Annotated in this window: 8 protein-coding genes and 2 pseudogenes; 2 read left to right on the forward strand and 8 right to left on the reverse strand. The window is 46.8% G+C overall.

The annotated features are described in order from the left end of the window. Positions 1-416: 416 nt before the first annotated feature. Positions 417-2,312 carry a squalene--hopene cyclase gene (shc, locus tag ACTWJ7_RS20275; RefSeq protein WP_301878727.1) on the forward strand — a complete coding sequence of 632 codons (1,896 nt, stop codon included), beginning with the start codon at positions 417-419 and terminating at the stop codon, positions 2,310-2,312. Positions 2,313-2,435: 123 nt separating this feature from the next. Here shc and ACTWJ7_RS20280 read toward each other — a convergent pair. Beyond that, positions 2,436-5,815 (reverse strand): annotated as a pseudogene (locus ACTWJ7_RS20280) (discoidin domain-containing protein). A 525-nt stretch (positions 5,816-6,340) separates the two neighbouring features. Further along, positions 6,341-7,396 (reverse strand): YeiH family protein, encoded by a 1,056-nt coding sequence (locus ACTWJ7_RS20285; RefSeq protein WP_079344432.1) that lies wholly within the window; start codon positions 7,394-7,396, stop codon positions 6,341-6,343. A 182-nt stretch (positions 7,397-7,578) separates the two neighbouring features. Between ACTWJ7_RS20285 and ACTWJ7_RS20290 the strand changes: the two genes are divergently transcribed. Beyond that, positions 7,579-8,466 carry a LysR substrate-binding domain-containing protein gene (locus ACTWJ7_RS20290; protein WP_079344431.1) on the forward strand — a complete coding sequence of 296 codons (888 nt, stop codon included), beginning with the start codon at positions 7,579-7,581 and terminating at the stop codon, positions 8,464-8,466. A gap of 39 nt (positions 8,467-8,505) precedes the next feature. Here ACTWJ7_RS20290 and ACTWJ7_RS20295 read toward each other — a convergent pair. From ACTWJ7_RS20295 to ACTWJ7_RS20320, 6 genes and pseudogenes are all read right to left on the reverse strand, one after another. Beyond that, positions 8,506-10,127, reverse strand: a pseudogene (locus tag ACTWJ7_RS20295) (glycoside hydrolase family 13 protein). A gap of 63 nt (positions 10,128-10,190) precedes the next feature. Beyond that, positions 10,191-11,084 carry a carbohydrate ABC transporter permease gene (locus ACTWJ7_RS20300; protein ID WP_079344428.1) on the reverse strand — a complete coding sequence of 298 codons (894 nt, stop codon included), beginning with the start codon at positions 11,082-11,084 and terminating at the stop codon, positions 10,191-10,193. A 13-nt stretch (positions 11,085-11,097) separates the two neighbouring features. Continuing rightward, on the reverse strand, positions 11,098-12,012 hold the full coding sequence (locus tag ACTWJ7_RS20305; RefSeq protein WP_079344427.1) for an ABC transporter permease: 915 nt from the start codon (positions 12,010-12,012) through the stop codon (positions 11,098-11,100). Between the two features lie 61 nt (positions 12,013-12,073). Beyond that, positions 12,074-13,075, reverse strand: a complete 1,002-nt coding sequence (locus ACTWJ7_RS20310) for a hypothetical protein (RefSeq protein ID WP_443145827.1) — start codon at positions 13,073-13,075, stop codon at positions 12,074-12,076. Between the two features lie 11 nt (positions 13,076-13,086). Continuing rightward, the gene (locus ACTWJ7_RS20315; protein WP_443145828.1) at positions 13,087-13,797 is read right to left on the reverse strand and encodes a hypothetical protein; all 711 of its coding nucleotides are present in this window, start codon (positions 13,795-13,797) and stop codon (positions 13,087-13,089) included. 329 nt (positions 13,798-14,126) lie between these two features. After that, positions 14,127-15,800, reverse strand: coding sequence for an extracellular solute-binding protein (locus ACTWJ7_RS20320; RefSeq protein ID WP_301878732.1), 1,674 nt, complete (start codon positions 15,798-15,800; stop codon positions 14,127-14,129). Positions 15,801-15,837: the final 37 nt, after the last annotated feature.

The raw sequence follows: 15,837 nt of genomic DNA on the forward strand, positions 1-15,837 counted from the left end.
AACCCGTAGTTACCAGAAAAGTGGACAGTAACACTAACACGCTCTTTTTCCATATCTTCATACACATATCTCCTTTGAATGATTTAATTTGAGCTCCTAAATATTGAATTCTGCAAAATGAAATCGATTTCATTTTTCAAAGCAAGTCGTCCATTTTTCAGTTGTTGCATGTTCGTAGTACTCACACCTCCTTTTTGAAGAGTATCGGAGAAAGCAATAGATCAAATTCTTGTAAGCGTTAACAAAGATATTTATACACTTTATTGGAAGAAATTTCAACAGTAAAATTCATTTTTTTATTTTAAGTTGTAAAAAACAAGAGTCGTCTGGATTTACGCTCATTTTCGTCGCCTCCTCATTTCCCCCTGTTTGTCATCATATAATATAAAAATGACGTACTTTGGAGGTATCCGTGAATGGGGCATGTACTGAGCGAAGTTGATGAGGAAATTAGGCGGATGACGACTTCCTTGCTTCAACAGCAGCAACAAGACGGTTCCTGGCATTTTTGTTTTGAGAACGGTACGGTAATTGATGCTTATGTCATCATTCTCTTTCGGATATTGGATGTTCAGAATGAAGCACTGATCCGGCAGTTACATGATCGTATCCTTAACGAACAGCAACCGAATGGATGCTGGAGACTATACCCCGATGAAGAGGAAGGAAATTTATCTGCATCGGTTGAAGCCTACTACGCCCTGCTATACTCCGGATACAGCCAGAGTACGGACGAGCCAATCCAAAGGGCCAAACGTTATATTCAGTCCAAAGGAGGTATCGGGAAAGTGACGAGCATTTTGACCAAAGCAATACTCGCCGCTACCGGACAAATGAAATGGCCTTTATCCATCTCGATGATCCCCCTGGAGATATTAATGTTCCCTACCTATTTCCCCATCAACTATTTCGAATTTTCCGGTTATTCTAGAGTCCACCTCACCCCAATGCTCATTATGGCAGACCTGCGCTTCTCCCTCACCATACCAGATGCTCCCGATCTGTCTGATCTGACCGACTTGCGAATTGTTGCAGATGAATCAACTTCCCGAGAATATCAGGAAATGCAGGACGATATTCAAACCGCGAGAAGCAGACTCTTAGGCAATCCTCGTCACATTCACGACACTGCAAGAACCAAGGCGGAACAGTTTATGATAGAGCGGATTGAGTCTGATGGCACTTTATACAGTTATGCCAGCAGTACCATTCTGATGGTTTTTGCCTTTTTGGCCCTAAAATACGATAAGCAGCATCCCCTGATTACAAAAGCCGTAACCGGACTCGCTGCCATGCAGTGCCGTTCTTCTGAAGGTAAAACGACGATTCAAAACTCCCCATCCACTGTATGGGATACGGCTCTGATTACCTACGCATTACAGGAGGCTTCCATTACCGATGACCATAAGGCTATTCAACGTGCGGCCTCCTATTTGTTCTCCCGTCAGCAAGATAAAACAGCCGACTGGAGCATTCATAATCCGAATACAGTCCCTGGAGGATGGGGATTTTCGGAGTCGAATACGCTCAATCCAGATGTGGATGATACAACAGCAGCTTTACGGGCAATCCGAAGCATGTCCACCACGCTTCCAACTTTTCAGGAATCCTGGAATCGCGGGCTTAATTGGGTTCTGTCCATGCAAAATAAAGACGGCGGCTGGCCGGCATTCGAAAAAAATACAAACAAGGAAGTGCTCACCTGGCTCGCCATCGACGGTGCCAAATCTGCGGCTACAGACCCATCGGAGGCTGATCTAACAGGACGTACTCTGGAGTATCTCGGAAACTTTGCCGGGCTTGATACCAGGCATGAATGGATCAACCGTGGAACGAAATGGCTCATTCGAAACCAGGAGAAGGATGGCTCATGGTACGGAAGATGGGGTGTATGTTATATCTACGGTACCTGGGCCGCATTAACCGGTCTTACGGCTGTTGGGCTACCTGCAAGCCATGATACAGTGCAAAAAGGAACCCAATGGCTCTTAAGCATCCAGAATTCCGACGGTGGATGGGGAGAATCCTGCCATAGTGACCGACTTCTACGCTATATACCCTTAGGGGAAAGCACTCCCTCCCAAACTGCCTGGGCGCTTGACGCCCTTATCGCTGTTCAACCCAAACCCACACCAGAAGTGAACCAAGGCATCCTAAGGCTTATTGCATCCATACGCGAAAACGATTGGAGAACCTCTTATCCAACTGGTGCCGGTCTCCCCGGCAACTTCTATTCCCACTATCACAGCTATACATATATTTGGCCTCTACTTACGCTAAGTCACTATAGAAAAAAATATGGGACATCTTAAATCTTCCTTTTGCAGTTACTGTCTTGCCGGATTTCAGAACCGGGTCCATGTTCACCCTTTCCTCCTCTACTTAACCTAAACAAACAGGGAACTCTTAGAGCTCCCTGTTTTTGTTGAAAAAATTTATTGAATAATCAAATTAAACCCACTTTGAATCTGATTTACATTAGGATTGGCAATGTTGCTGGTTGTCAGATTATTGAATGTGGCAGAGCCATTTCCTGTATAGGTGTAAATGGCTGCACCTTTGTGCGGAGTTGTGAATCTGGATGTCTCAATTCCGTCCAGACCGGTACCATTAATATTGATGTTGTTAAACACAATGTTCTGGAAACCGCCTCCGTATCCGAATTGAACGGCACTGCGCTGCGTATTGAGAATATCGATGTTGGTAAACGTAACGTTCTTGATGGAATCGTTGGAAGCTTCAAGATCAATGGCTCCACGTTCCCCATTGTACAGATCTTTGCTTGTGCCGCTGTTAATGATCGTTGTATCAGAGAACACAATACCTGTGTTATTTTGGAAATGGTATCCAGGGAAAACCGTGTTCATCCGAATCGCCGAACCGCCAACCGTGTCAACAATCAGGTTGTTGGTTGCCTTATGTCCGCTTCCACCGAAAAATGCAATGCCTGCTGCGCGCCAGTTATTCTCAATCGTGTTGAACGAGAAGGTATTGTTCACGCCTGCAGGCGCACCGTTCACGTTGCTGGTCCATACGGCCAGACCATCATCACCATTGTTGCGAACACTGCTGTTGCGAACAGTTGAATTGCTCGTGCCTTGGGCAAAGTTGACGCCGTCCGCAAGGTTATTCCGAATACGGCTGTTCTCGATCACCAGGCCATCGGCAATGATTGCAGGTGTATGGGCGTAATCCCCTACCCAGAAACCGCATTCAAAGTGTTCGACCCATACATTGCTGAACTTTGAATCTTTGCCGAAATTGTCCATAAAACCTTTGTAGACTGCATTTTCGTTATAGCGTGAACGCAGCATGGAATTCATATAAATATTGCTGAAATCCAGCTTGCCCTGAACACGGAACGAAATCCCGCCAGAGGCTGCATTGGGGTTGGTAAACTGGATGTTGGTATGCCAGATCCCTGCACCCACAATGGTGAGGTTATTAATCATATTCGTCGGTGTGCCAATCTTCCACATATTGCTGAGATGGAAGGTGCCCTCCGGGATATATAACGTCTTGCCTGTGGAAACCGCGGATTGGACTGCTGCTTCGAATGCAGCAAGATCGTCTTTTCCATCGTTAGCAATCGCACCAAAATCACTTACAGAGACGGAGTTAGCCGGGCGCGGAATCACAGCCTGAACGGGTTCGATTTCGAGAAAATCCACACCGTACTCCAAGCTATCTCCATTGTTTTTCTGAATACGAATGGTGTCTCCAGCTTTTAGAGGCGTATCCATTTTCCAGTGCACTTCATCAAAACGGAACAACGGACGTCCCGCACTTGGCGTATCTCCCGGATGATCGCTGGAGAAGTACTGCCAGTTGTAATAAGAGGTCAGGGGAACCGTTTTGGCCTTGGAACCGTTAACATAGACGTCAAGGGCACCGTTAAGCCCCATGCCATCTGTGGAATCCGGCATCGTGAAGCGCATGGTTACACCTGCGCCTCCCTCCCCTTGTCTAACTGTCCATTGTGCATAAGAACCGTTGGAAGGAAGAGCGATATATTTCTGCCCAGATGCTTCCGAAGCCGTCAATGCCTGATCAAAAGTCGGTGCGGACTTCAGTGCGGCACTGCCGCCACGCGTAGCATCTTCCGTATCATAACGGGTATAAGGCATGCTTGCACCACGGGCAGAATATACGTTCAAACTTGTTGTAACTACGTTATTCGTTTGTTTTACCGGAGCTTCATTAGTATCCACTGCTACGGTAGTTGTCACATTGTAATTACCGGTGGCAGCAGTCCACGTTCCAGCATTGACATTGACTGAAGCTCCCGGTGCCAATGTGCCGTTATAGGAACCGTTATACGTCTGAAGCGTTGCTCCGGCAGCATTCTTGAGAACAACCGTAACTCCGTGCACACCGCCTGCGGAGGCCATGTTGCCTTGATTTTTCAGATTAACCGTAAACGTTACTGCACTGTTTGCTGTAGGGTTGCTGGGACTCCAAGAGACCGTGCCTATAAGATCAGAACTTGTGATTGGCGCAACCACCAAAGCTGAGGAGTGCGTGTAATTGTTGTTTCCTTCATTCTCTTCGATGATCTGGTTATTCTCATCCACCTTGGCGCTGAGCGTATATGATGCAGCTCCTTTATTACCTGCATTAAGCGAGACCGTTGTTGAAGCCCCTGCTTGCAGAGCAGTTACCGGTGATGAACCAGCCAGTTCGTTGTTTAAATAGAAGTTGACGCTAGAAGCTGGAGAAGCGGCAGAGCCAATGTTTTTGACGATGGCATTAAGGGTAATGGGACTGTTCTCCACTGGAGAAGACGGAGACCAGGACATGCCTGTAATCGTCAGATCAGGATTCGGTGCAGGTGTGCCAAACACTTGAAATTCAGCAATTTGCCCAGCCGGAGCGCCTGAGTTCGCCGTAATGTTCAGTTGCAGACGTTTAACCGTTGCTGATACGGGAATCGTCACAGTGTTGCCGGAAGCTGGGTTGAATGTATATGATTGTGAGGATACCAGATTGCTGAACGTTGTTGTGTCCTGATTATGTCCGAGCACTTGAATGGTCTGTGTACGCGTGCTCCAGACGGAATCCGGGTTCAGCTTCAGCACGATGGATGTAATCTTATGATTGGAACCAAGATCCAGCGTGAGTGAACTTGGATTGCTGCCTCCCTCCCAGTACGTATTGATATTGTTATCGTTTGCATTCGCAGCTACGAAGTTTAAGGTGCTGGACAATGCAGTAATCGACTTACCAATGGCAATGTTGCTTCCCTCTGTAGGGAGTGGAGGCTCCACAGGATCGGGGCCAGGTACAGTTGGTCCCTCACTGCTCGGGCCGTAGATTTCAAATGTGGACAGTTGAGCTGCCGGCCACTCGGAATTACCCGTTACGCTTAAGCGAACGTACCTTGTCTCGACAGCAGGAAAATCGACGGTAACCGAGTTCTCCCCAACGGATGGATTAAATACATAATCCGCGGAACCCTTGATGTCCGTAAAGGTTGAACCGTTCGTGCTGCCTTGCACGGTTATGGTTTGGGTTCTCTTTTCCCATGCTGTCGGAATCTTCAATACGATTTGGTCAATGTTGGTGTTGCTTCCTAGATCCACTTGAATCCATTGGGGAAAGCGCTGTTGGTACTTTCCCAATAGGTTGCTTGGTTGTTGTCAATCACATTGGTCGGGCTGTATGTTTGGTTGTATCCGCTCGCAGTAACATTTTTGCCCTGTGCCAAGTCTGGTCCTCCGGCTGCTGATACAGAAGCTGGGGATCCGACAGTCAGAAATAAATTCGAGACTAGTAGTGTCAATACGAGTGACCATGCAATATACTTGTTGCGCATTAAATTCCTCCTCAGGTTATTAGCAAAATTGTTATTCAATAAACGAACGGTTGAATTCCAGCCTATTTCTCTGCGCCGATCATCACCCCCTTATTAAAATACTCATCCTGCTATCTTACTTGGATCTTCCATCGCTGGATTAGCTTCAGTATAAACCGCTTCCCATTCTCCTTATCGGACCCCTAGATACGCTATTCGGACTTCTAATGTTCCTTTTCGGATGTTTACGTACAACCCTGAATACTTGCGGACATAAAGTACATCGTTATCCAGACTTTCCTGTGTGTATTTCGGACTTTTCAACCATAAAAGGAAAATATTTATATTTCAGGCATGATATTCGCATGATGTTCGTCATTTCATTGGTCGTGTTCTTCTGGATCTGATGATCAGCATCTGTCGAACAACAAAAAGCACACATTGATCCACTAAGAGTCAATGCGTGCTTTTTGTTGTGTTTGGTTAAGTCATTCGGCTTGCCGAAAAGAGTGTACGTGGTGGCCTGCCTGAGTTTAAACAAACGACCTAGTTCAGACCAAAACCACAAACCAGCACGAAGCCGATTACGGATAAAACAATAGAGCCAAGCAGCCCTGCCAAGAAAGGCTTTTTGCCCAGACGGCGGAAGGTTGCAATATCCACACCTAACCCCAATCCAGCCATAGCCATCGCAAGCAGCATATAGGAAAGAACCAGGAGCCCCTCGATCACCTCTTGCGGAATAATATCCAGCGTATTTAATCCACTCATCGCCAGAAAACCGAAAATGAACCAGGGTACGGGCAATTCACGCCAACGGATTCCTTTAGCTGATTTTTGCTCTCCCCCACGCGCCTGTCGTCCACTCCACAAACCGATGATCAGCGTAATCGGCACCAGCATGGCGACCCGGGTTAGCTTCACGATAACTGCCATATCCAGTGCTGCTTGCCCTCCTGGTGCAGCCCCCGCGATGACATGGGCCACTTCATGCAGTGTAGCGCCTGTGAATACGCCATATCCATTCGCACTTAAACCCAATACCGGGTACAGTAATGTATAGGCCAGAGTGAAAATGGTGCCCAATATAGCCACCGTAGCTGCACCTACTGCGGTTTCTTCATCTTTAGCCTTGATCTGTGGCGCAATCGCGACCACGGCTGCGGCACCGCAGATGGCTGTTCCACATGCAGTCAGCAGCCCTATTCGTTTATCGATCTTTAACCACTTGCTCAGTCCGTAGACGACAAAGATCGTAATCGTAACATTGATTGCCGCTAGCGCAACCACTTTGTAGCCTGCATGGACAATATCCAGCAGGTTCAGCTTCAGCCCCAGCAGAATGATGCCGAATCGTAGCAATCGTTTTCCCGAGAAGGAGATCCCGGATTGAGCGGTCTGCGGTACGCCTCGTATGGCCCGGTACAGGATGCCAAGCAGAATGGCAATAACCAATTGACCCATGATATTCAGAAACGGCAGATAACCCAGCAGCTTGGCAATGAACGAGAGTAGTAAGGTCAGTCCAATCCCCTGCAAAAATCCCCGGTCCCTAACCACTTTTATATTTTTGACGAATCTCAACTGTGTCTGTAAGATCATAGCTCTGCACTTCCTTATTGGATAAAGTATATCCTCACTATAGAAGCAGAATGATAAGAAGTGAAATATGAATCTGCGATCTTAATCATTAAAAAAACTTATGATTGGTTGCCTATTTTATGCTAAAATGAGTTCAATAGGCTTATTTCCATGAAAATTTACTATTCAAATGAGGAATTATAATGATTACTGATGCATTAAAGGTCTTCGTTACCGTTGCGGAGCAAAGCCATTTCTCGAAGGCCGCAGAACTGTTGAACCTGTCCCAGCCGGGGGTGAGCCTGCATATCAAAAATCTGGAGAATGAGTTGGGAGCCAAGCTGCTACATCGTTCGCCAAAGCAGGTGTCTCTCACTGAAGCGGGGGCAATCCTCTACAGACATGCCAAGGTCATTCAGGCTCGCTACGATGAAGCGAGGCAGGAGATTCAGATGCTGCGGGATGAGGTGACCGGAAGTATTCAGATCGGTGCCAGCTTCACCATAGGTGAATATATTTTGCCTAAGAAGCTGGCAGAATTCGCAGCTCAATATCCGCAGGTCAACCTTCAGGTTACTATTGGCAATACCCAGGAGATTCTGTTTGCGGTCAGGGGAAATCAGCTGGATATTGGATTTGTGGAGGGTGAAGCGCAAGCCTCGTCAGATCTTGACGTTATCCCTTATATGAAGGATGAAATGATTGTTGTAGCTCCTTCCGGCCATCCCCTCTCCGGTTCCGTCGTGGTAGAGCAGCACATGCTTCAGGATCAGGTCTGGGTCCTTCGTGAGTTGGGTTCGGGAACACGCGCTTTCAGCGATCATTTTATGGAACAGACAGCGATCCGTCCCAAGCGGTCCTATGTCTTCACCAGCAGTCAGGGTGTGAAGGAAGCTGTTGCTGCCGGGCTCGGAATTGCGATGGTATCCAGATGGATCGTTCATAAGGAGCTGGCAACCGGGGAAGTCGAAGAGCTGCGAATCAGACAGCTGCATCTGGAACGCAGCTTCTCCATCATTCGCAACAAGGAGCATTCCCAATCCATGGCACTGGATGTCTTCTTACAGAAGCTTCTTTTCGTCAAAAAATAAGGATTGAAGGCTATTCGCCTTCAATCCTTATTTTTGCGTTTACCCGAGCAGATACATCCTGGCTTCATACGGACGAAGTGCGTTTTCTGAAACAACGTCCGAATAGTTACTAATTAATAATGTTTTATCCCCTGCAAATTCGCTTGGAATCTGGAATGGAACAATTTTGCCATAGAAATTGCACAGTACCAGCAGTTGTGTTCCACCGAGTGTTCGGGTGTAAGCGAAGAGGTTCGTGTCTTCCGGAAACAACAGTTCATAATCCCCATAGATGATCACTTCATGCTCTTTTCGCAGCTGAATCAGTGTTTTATAGTACCGGTAAATGGAATTCGGATCATTAATAGATTCTTCCGCATTAATCTCAGTATAATTCGGATTTACCAAAATCCATGGTTTGCCTTCCGTAAAACCTGCATTTTCGGAAGCATCCCACTGCATCGGCGTACGTGCGTTATCACGGCCTTTGGCATAAATGGATTCCATTACGTCTTCCTTCGAATATCCATTCCCAATCCGTTCCTTATACAGATTCAGCAGCTCAATATCACGGTATTCTTCAATGTCGTAACGTACATTCGTCATGCCTAATTCTTCACCCTGGTACACATATGGCGTACCCTGCATGCCATGAAGAAGAGTGGCCAGCATTTTGGCAGACTCCACACGATATTCCCCGTCATCTCCCCAACGGGACACGATCCGCGGAAGGTCATGGTTGTTCCAGAATAGGCTGTTCCAGGCTTCGCCTTTCAACTCGGTCTGCCATTTGGACAACACCTTCTTTAATTGAAGCAGATCCAGCGGCTGGAGGTCCCACTTGCCTTTCCCCGCCTGCTCATCCAGACTAATATGTTCAAATTGGAAGACCATGGATAGTTCACTGCCGTCCGGGTTGCTATAAAGTTTGGCGCTCTCGGGCGTTGCTCCCCATGTTTCTCCGACAGTTAGCAGATCACCCTTTTGGAAGGTTTCTTTACTGAGTTCACGCATGTATTGGCGCAGATTTGGCCCATTGCCTGTAATTTTGAGGTCAGGCTCCTTGCCTATCAGATCAATGACATCCAGACGGAAACCGCCTACACCTTTATCCATCCACCATTGAATCATATCGTATATCTCCTGCCGGACCTTGGGGTTTTCCCAGTTCAGATCCGGTTGCTTAACAGAGAATAGATGCAGATAATACTGCCCAGCTCAGGGACCCATTCCCAGGCCGATCCACCGAACGTTGAACCTAAATCATTGGGTGGTGTTCCTTCCACACCATCTCTCCACACATAATAATCGTGGTACGGATTATCCTTGCTTTTACGGGCTTCCTTGAACCAGGGGTGTTCATCTGATGAGTGGTTAAGCACCAGATCCATAATAATTCGGATGTCACGCTTGCCTGCTTCCTGAATCAGCAATTCCATATCCTCAAGCGAACCAAACATCGGATCAATATCCTGGTAATCCGAAATGTCATAACCGTTGTCATCTTGCGGAGACTTGCACACCGGTGACAGCCAGATCGCACCGATGCCCAGATCCTTCAAATAATCGAGCCGGGATAAAATGCCTTTCAAATCCCCGATTCCATCACCATTACTGTCCTGAAAGCTGCGGGGATAAATTTGATATACGACAATTTCTTTCCACCATTTTTTAGTTCCCATAACGCACCACCTTTCTCTTGAACAGATCCAGATCTGCTCATCCGAATTCCGCTCCATTCACTATTATTCTTTTACCGATCCCACAACAATTCCGGTCACAAAGTATTTTTGCAGCAGCGGATAAATTAGCAGCAGCGGAATGACAGCCACTACGATTTTGGCTGCATTCAGATTTTTGTTCGAAATCTCAGTCAGATTACTGAGCTGAGCGGAGTTCGTGCCAGCTTGAAGAAGTTCGGCGATATTTACATTAAGCGACTGAATATAGGTCATCAGCGGATAATTGCTGACTTTGGTCATATAGATCAGTCCACTGAAGAAGTCATTCCACGTGCCTACGATACTGAACAGGGATACCGTCGCCAGTGCCGGAATAGACACGGGAACATACACTTTGAACAGAACCTGCAATGCGTTCGCCCCGTCAATGAAAGCCGCTTCTTCGAGCGCTTTCGGCACTGCGGCGAAAAAGTTCATCACAAGGATGACACTGAATATTGGAACAGCACCTGGCAGAACAAGCGACCAAATTGTATTGAGCATATCCAGGTTTTTGATCAGCAGATAGCTGGGAATCATCCCACCACTGAACAGCATGGCAAAAATCATGACATTCATATAAATATTTCTGCCCTTAAATTCCCTTTTCGACTTGGATAGCGGATAAGCCATCAAAACAATAAGAATCATGTTGAGCACAAGAGATAGAACCACACGTAGAACGGAAATGCCAAAGGAGCGCCAGAACTGCGCATCATCAATAATTTTCGAATAAGCTGCTGTTGTAAAATTGACGGGTAACAGACCTACGCTGTTGGCCGAGACAGCCTCGCTGCTGCTGAATGAAATCGCAACGATATTCCATAATGGAAGGAGGCATATCAAGGCCAGTAATATTACGATGGCGTAGATGACAAACCGGCCCATTCGGTCTTTCAGGCTTGCGGAATAAGACACAAGTTTCGCCTCCTTAGAATATTTTTCTGTCGGTGTATTTTTTGGCCAATTGGTTGGCAGACAATAGTAGAACAATACCAATCACTGACTTGAACAGTCCAACAGCTGTACCAAAACTATACTGTCTGCCAACGAGACCAATCCGGTATACATAGGTATCCAGAATATCGCCCGACTCATAGACAACCGGGTTGTACAGATTGTAGATTTGGTCGAAGCCTGCACTCAAAATATTGGTCAGACTCATGACCCCCATGAGCAGGATAATAGGCAGCATACCCGGCAACGTAATATGCCATACTTTTCTCCACCAGCTTGCTCCATCAATCCCTGACGCTTCGTACAAACCCGGATCAATCGAGGTAATGGCAGCCAAATAAACGATGGAACTGTAACCGAATTCCTTCCATACGTCTGTTCCAATAATCAACGGCTGGAACCAGGTGTTGCTCCCGAGAAAATTAATATTATCCAATCCGAAAAAGGCCAAAATCTGATTCACACTTCCATCCAGGCTGAACATGTTAACAACCACGGAGGCCAGAACGACCCAGGATAAAAAGTGAGGCAGATATACAATCGTCTGCACAGATTTTTTAACAAATTTAAAGCGGATCTCGTTTAATAAAATGGAAAAAATGATGGCCATCAGTGTGCCAAGCAGAATCTTGGCGATGGCAATCACCAACGTATTGCTAATCACTTGGCCGATGTCCGGCAGTTTGAACATATAAATAAAATGCTTGAGCCCAACAAATTCGGAGCCAAACATGCCTTTGGCTGGTACATAGTCCTGAAACGCCGTAATGACACCAACCATGGGAATGTAGCTGAATACCAGCAAAAATAAAATGCCCGGCAGCATCATCATATGATACATGGCACCTGTGCCCAATCGGTTTCTTGCTTTAACATTTTCCTGTTTCATGGATGAACCCCTTTCCTGAAGAAAGGCTGCTTATCGCAGCCTGTCAGCAGTGTTAGCCTTATTATTTTTGAGTTTTGGTTTCAGCTTCAATCTCCTGAATCACCTGATCGCCGCCTTGTTTCTTCCAGTTGCTAACGAACGTTTCGAAGTAATCCAGCGGTTCCGCACCCGTTATGATTTTGATGAAAGATTCCTGTTCCATTTTGGTCAGGTTAGCCCACGTCTGTTTCATGCTTGGTGTAGTTCCGGAGAACGCTGGTGTCATCCAGTTGAATTTGCCTTCCTGCGTCAGCTTGTCGATCAGCCCCACTCCGTTCATACGGGAGTGATATTTCGACCAAGCCGTTATATCGTCTGTATCCTGGTCTTTCAAGTATGTTTGGATACTGCCAATATTGTTCTTCGATTCCGTTGTCCGGACCTGATCCAGACCAATCTCGCCTTTAATTCCGCGAACAACATCGGAGTAATCATCCAGCAGCGATGTAGCCGAGTTGACTTCAATGTTAAACGGTCTGGTGGAACCGTCTACGCCGCTCTCCAAATATTTGGCTGCCTCTGGCATGGAGGTTGCCACGTCTTTGTCATTAGCCAGTTTATCGTAGAACAGGTTAATAATTTTAATGGCCAGCTCAGGGTGCTCATACCCTTTTCTCACAACGATAAATTGACCGGATGGATTGGCGTGTGCTACGTTTACTTTTCCGTCTTCATCTTCCAGCGTGTAAGCCGTGAATTTCGCGTGTTTATCCATCTGTTTGACACTGCTCAGTCCCCAGTCTGGAATGTGCCACGGTCCAAAAGCAATCCCGCTCTGGCCGTTGGTGTAAAGTGCAGTGATATCGTCAAATGTACGGGTTCCAAATTGCGGGTCAATGATGCCTCTCTTGAACCAGTCGGCCATAACGCCCAGCATCTGTTTGGTTTCCGCTGTAGTCGAACCATAAACGATGCTGCCGTCCTCGCCATTCATCCAATATTGAGGAAACGCGCCTTTGGTAGAAGCGACGCCCAGCATGGTATAGGCAGATCCGTTATAGTCTGTCGTATTCAGAGTGTTCACAAAAGGGATGCCTACCGGTTTCCCGGTTTGCCCAGGATCTTTTTCAGGAACTCTTCTGCTGTTTTCTCTACATCTTCCAGCTTGATGGCACCGTCTCCGTCAGCATCGAGTTTGATTCCCAGCACATCCAGCCAATCCTGCCGAACCCAGACCATGGTTGGCGCGGAATCCAGCGAAGTCGCCGGAAGACCCATCAGACGTCCATCAATCGTGGCATTGTCCAGTGCACGGCCATCATAGGAGTCGTAAATCTGCTTGATATTATCCGTAGCATATTGTTTGTACACTTCCGTCATATCTTCAATCAAATCATTATCAACCAGTTCTTTGAGCTCATCCTTGGAATCCACACGCATCATGTCAGGCAGTTCCCCGGAAGCGATTGCAAGAGAAACTTGACGGCTGTAATCTTCACCGTTGGCCTCAAATTGGTCCTTAATTTGTGCGTTAAACGATTCTTTGACCAGACGGGTATACGCATTATTCTCGTATGTATCTCCTGCCGGCAATTTCGGGTTCGCCGTCGTAACACGTCCCATCGTTACCGTCACTTCGTCTTTATAGGCACTGAACGGGTCTCCAGGTGTCACCTCATATTGGCCCGCATCCTCAGCGGTCGGCGGATTGGTGGCCCCCCACATGCTGCAAGGATGGATACCATTAAGGCGGACATGGACAGCACAGCCAGTCTTTTCGTCAACTGTTTGCTTTTTATTGACCACTTATTTCTCATCAAATTCAACTCCCCTTCGTTCTGTTTTTTTCTCTATCATGTTGTTTGCGCTTTCATTATAAAACTTGGAGAAGCCTAATCGAGATAGGGATTAAACGCTTGTTTGGATAGAGAAATGTGTACAATTTTTGCTGGGTTCAACGAGCAGCATTGAGGTTGTGAGCATTTATCTTACCAATCGACTTACATTCGTCTACCCTCTCTTCATCAGGCACGTGAAATAAAAAAACCAGCAAGCTCCTTGAACAGGAGAATGCCAGCTATGGATGGGAATTCAGAATCAGTCCTGTAGAAGTTATCGAATCGTCTAATGCTTAGCTACTTCAAGTGTGCACTGTGGGAAGCCAGCACTTCAGCAGTCACTTGGTCGCCGCCCTGTTCCTTCCACTCCTCTACAAATTGATCGAATGAATCCATCGGCGCAGCACCTAAAATAATTTTCAAAAATGTATCATGTTCCAGCTTGGACAGTTTGCCCCACAACCTCTCCACTGCTGGTGTACGCTTGTAAGTAAGACTTCGTACTTTATGGATGTTCGGATCAAAGAAGTTTCTTCCGCCGACGAGAAGAGAGTAACCTCGCATAAAGTTCTCATTGTGCTGGTCCCAATACGAAATGCCAAGTTGGTCATAAGGCTTTAGCTTGGTTTGTTTTATCGTCGAAACTGTATTTTCCAGCAGTTTATATTCGGACTTGTCCTTGAAATCGGCTGGTGTTTTGGTGCCTGCCAGAATATCCTGCACAGCTTTGGATTCATATCGGGCTTCATCTGCCGGAGCAAAGAAATTGCGACTTAGCATAAAACTCGTACCATACTTGAACTCATCACGAAGGTACAGATTGTTTATTTTAATGATCGCCTCCGGATGAGCGTATCCCTTTCGAACCACAAGGAAAGAGCTTGAAGGATTATCGACCTTCACATGATAGGCTCCGTTTGCATCCAGCGGGAGCGCGTAGGCCTGCCAGTTAGCCTTTGGATCATTCAGCCAAGCGCTTGGAAGCGGCCAGTATCCTGCAAAGAAACCTTGAAAGAACATGCCCGCCTGTCCGTTAATGACGGTTTCCTCTGGCTCTTTGCGGATGCCCAGATCTGGATCAAGGAGACCTTTGGCATACATATCACGAAGCCTGACCAAGGCGTTCCTTGTCTCTGGCAGCAGCGAGCCGTACACAGGTTTTCCATCTTTTTCGAGCCAATATCCGGGGAAAGCCCCATAAGCCGAGAAGATCGGCGTTAGATCAAAAGCAAATGCGCTGTTGTTAAAATCCTGAAATAGACCCGTGCTTGAAGCAAGCCCGATCGTATCCCGTTTCCCGTTTCCATCCGGGTCCTGCTCCACAAAAGCTTTTGCGATCGCTTCCAGTTCATCCACCGTTTTTGGTGGTTTCAATCCAAGACGATCCAGCCAGTCCTGCCTGATCCAGAGCATGCTGAAATCTTCCGCCGTGACAGACGGTACAGCCATCATTTTCCCTTCAAAGGTCACTTGTTCCCGAGCCAATCCATTCGTGCTGTCGATAATTTTCTTCATCTCGGGTGAAGCGCTGCTTGCATATGCCTCGGTCAGATCTTCAATTTCTCCTGCTTTGACCATCTCATTCAACTGAACCTGATTAACGATCATTGCATCTGGCAAATCATTGCTGGCGATAGCCAAATCAATTTTCTGACCGAAATTCTCCTTGGATACCTGCCACATGACTTCAACATCCATGTTAAGGTTTTGCTTAATCACCGTTTTCCACATATTCTTCTCTAATGTCTCTCCTTCAGAGAGATCCGTTCCTGTCGGATCGACCACATATCCCAACCGGATGGAGACCGGATGTTCATATTTGCTGAATGGCTCGGTGGCGGCAGTGTCAGATATGGTTGGCGCTTGTCCCATTGACGATTCCAGAGATTCCCGATAGTACGAAATGCTAAAAAATACTATACCTGCAATCAAGCTGACGACAACAAGACACGCAGCCATCTTCTTGATCATCTCTTTCCCTTCTTTCATCCGGATTCTCAGTTGGGTA

The sequence above is a fragment of the Paenibacillus sp. 1A_MP2 genome (assembly GCF_052244825.1).
Classification (GTDB): domain Bacteria; phylum Bacillota; class Bacilli; order Paenibacillales; family Paenibacillaceae; genus Paenibacillus; species Paenibacillus vandeheii.

What these genes read in the sequence shown, in the direction of transcription:
- shc (WP_301878727.1), top strand. Translation starts at nt 417, where the DNA reads ATGGGGCATGTACTGAGCGAAGTTGATGAGGAAATTAGGCGGATGACG.
- ACTWJ7_RS20285 (WP_079344432.1), bottom strand. Translation starts at nt 7,396, where the DNA reads ATGATCTTACAGACACAGTTGAGATTCGTCAAAAATATAAAAGTGGTT.
- ACTWJ7_RS20290 (WP_079344431.1), top strand. Translation starts at nt 7,579, where the DNA reads ATGATTACTGATGCATTAAAGGTCTTCGTTACCGTTGCGGAGCAAAGC.
- ACTWJ7_RS20305 (WP_079344427.1), bottom strand. Translation starts at nt 12,012, where the DNA reads ATGAAACAGGAAAATGTTAAAGCAAGAAACCGATTGGGCACAGGTGCC.
- ACTWJ7_RS20320 (WP_301878732.1), bottom strand. Translation starts at nt 15,800, where the DNA reads ATGATCAAGAAGATGGCTGCGTGTCTTGTTGTCGTCAGCTTGATTGCA.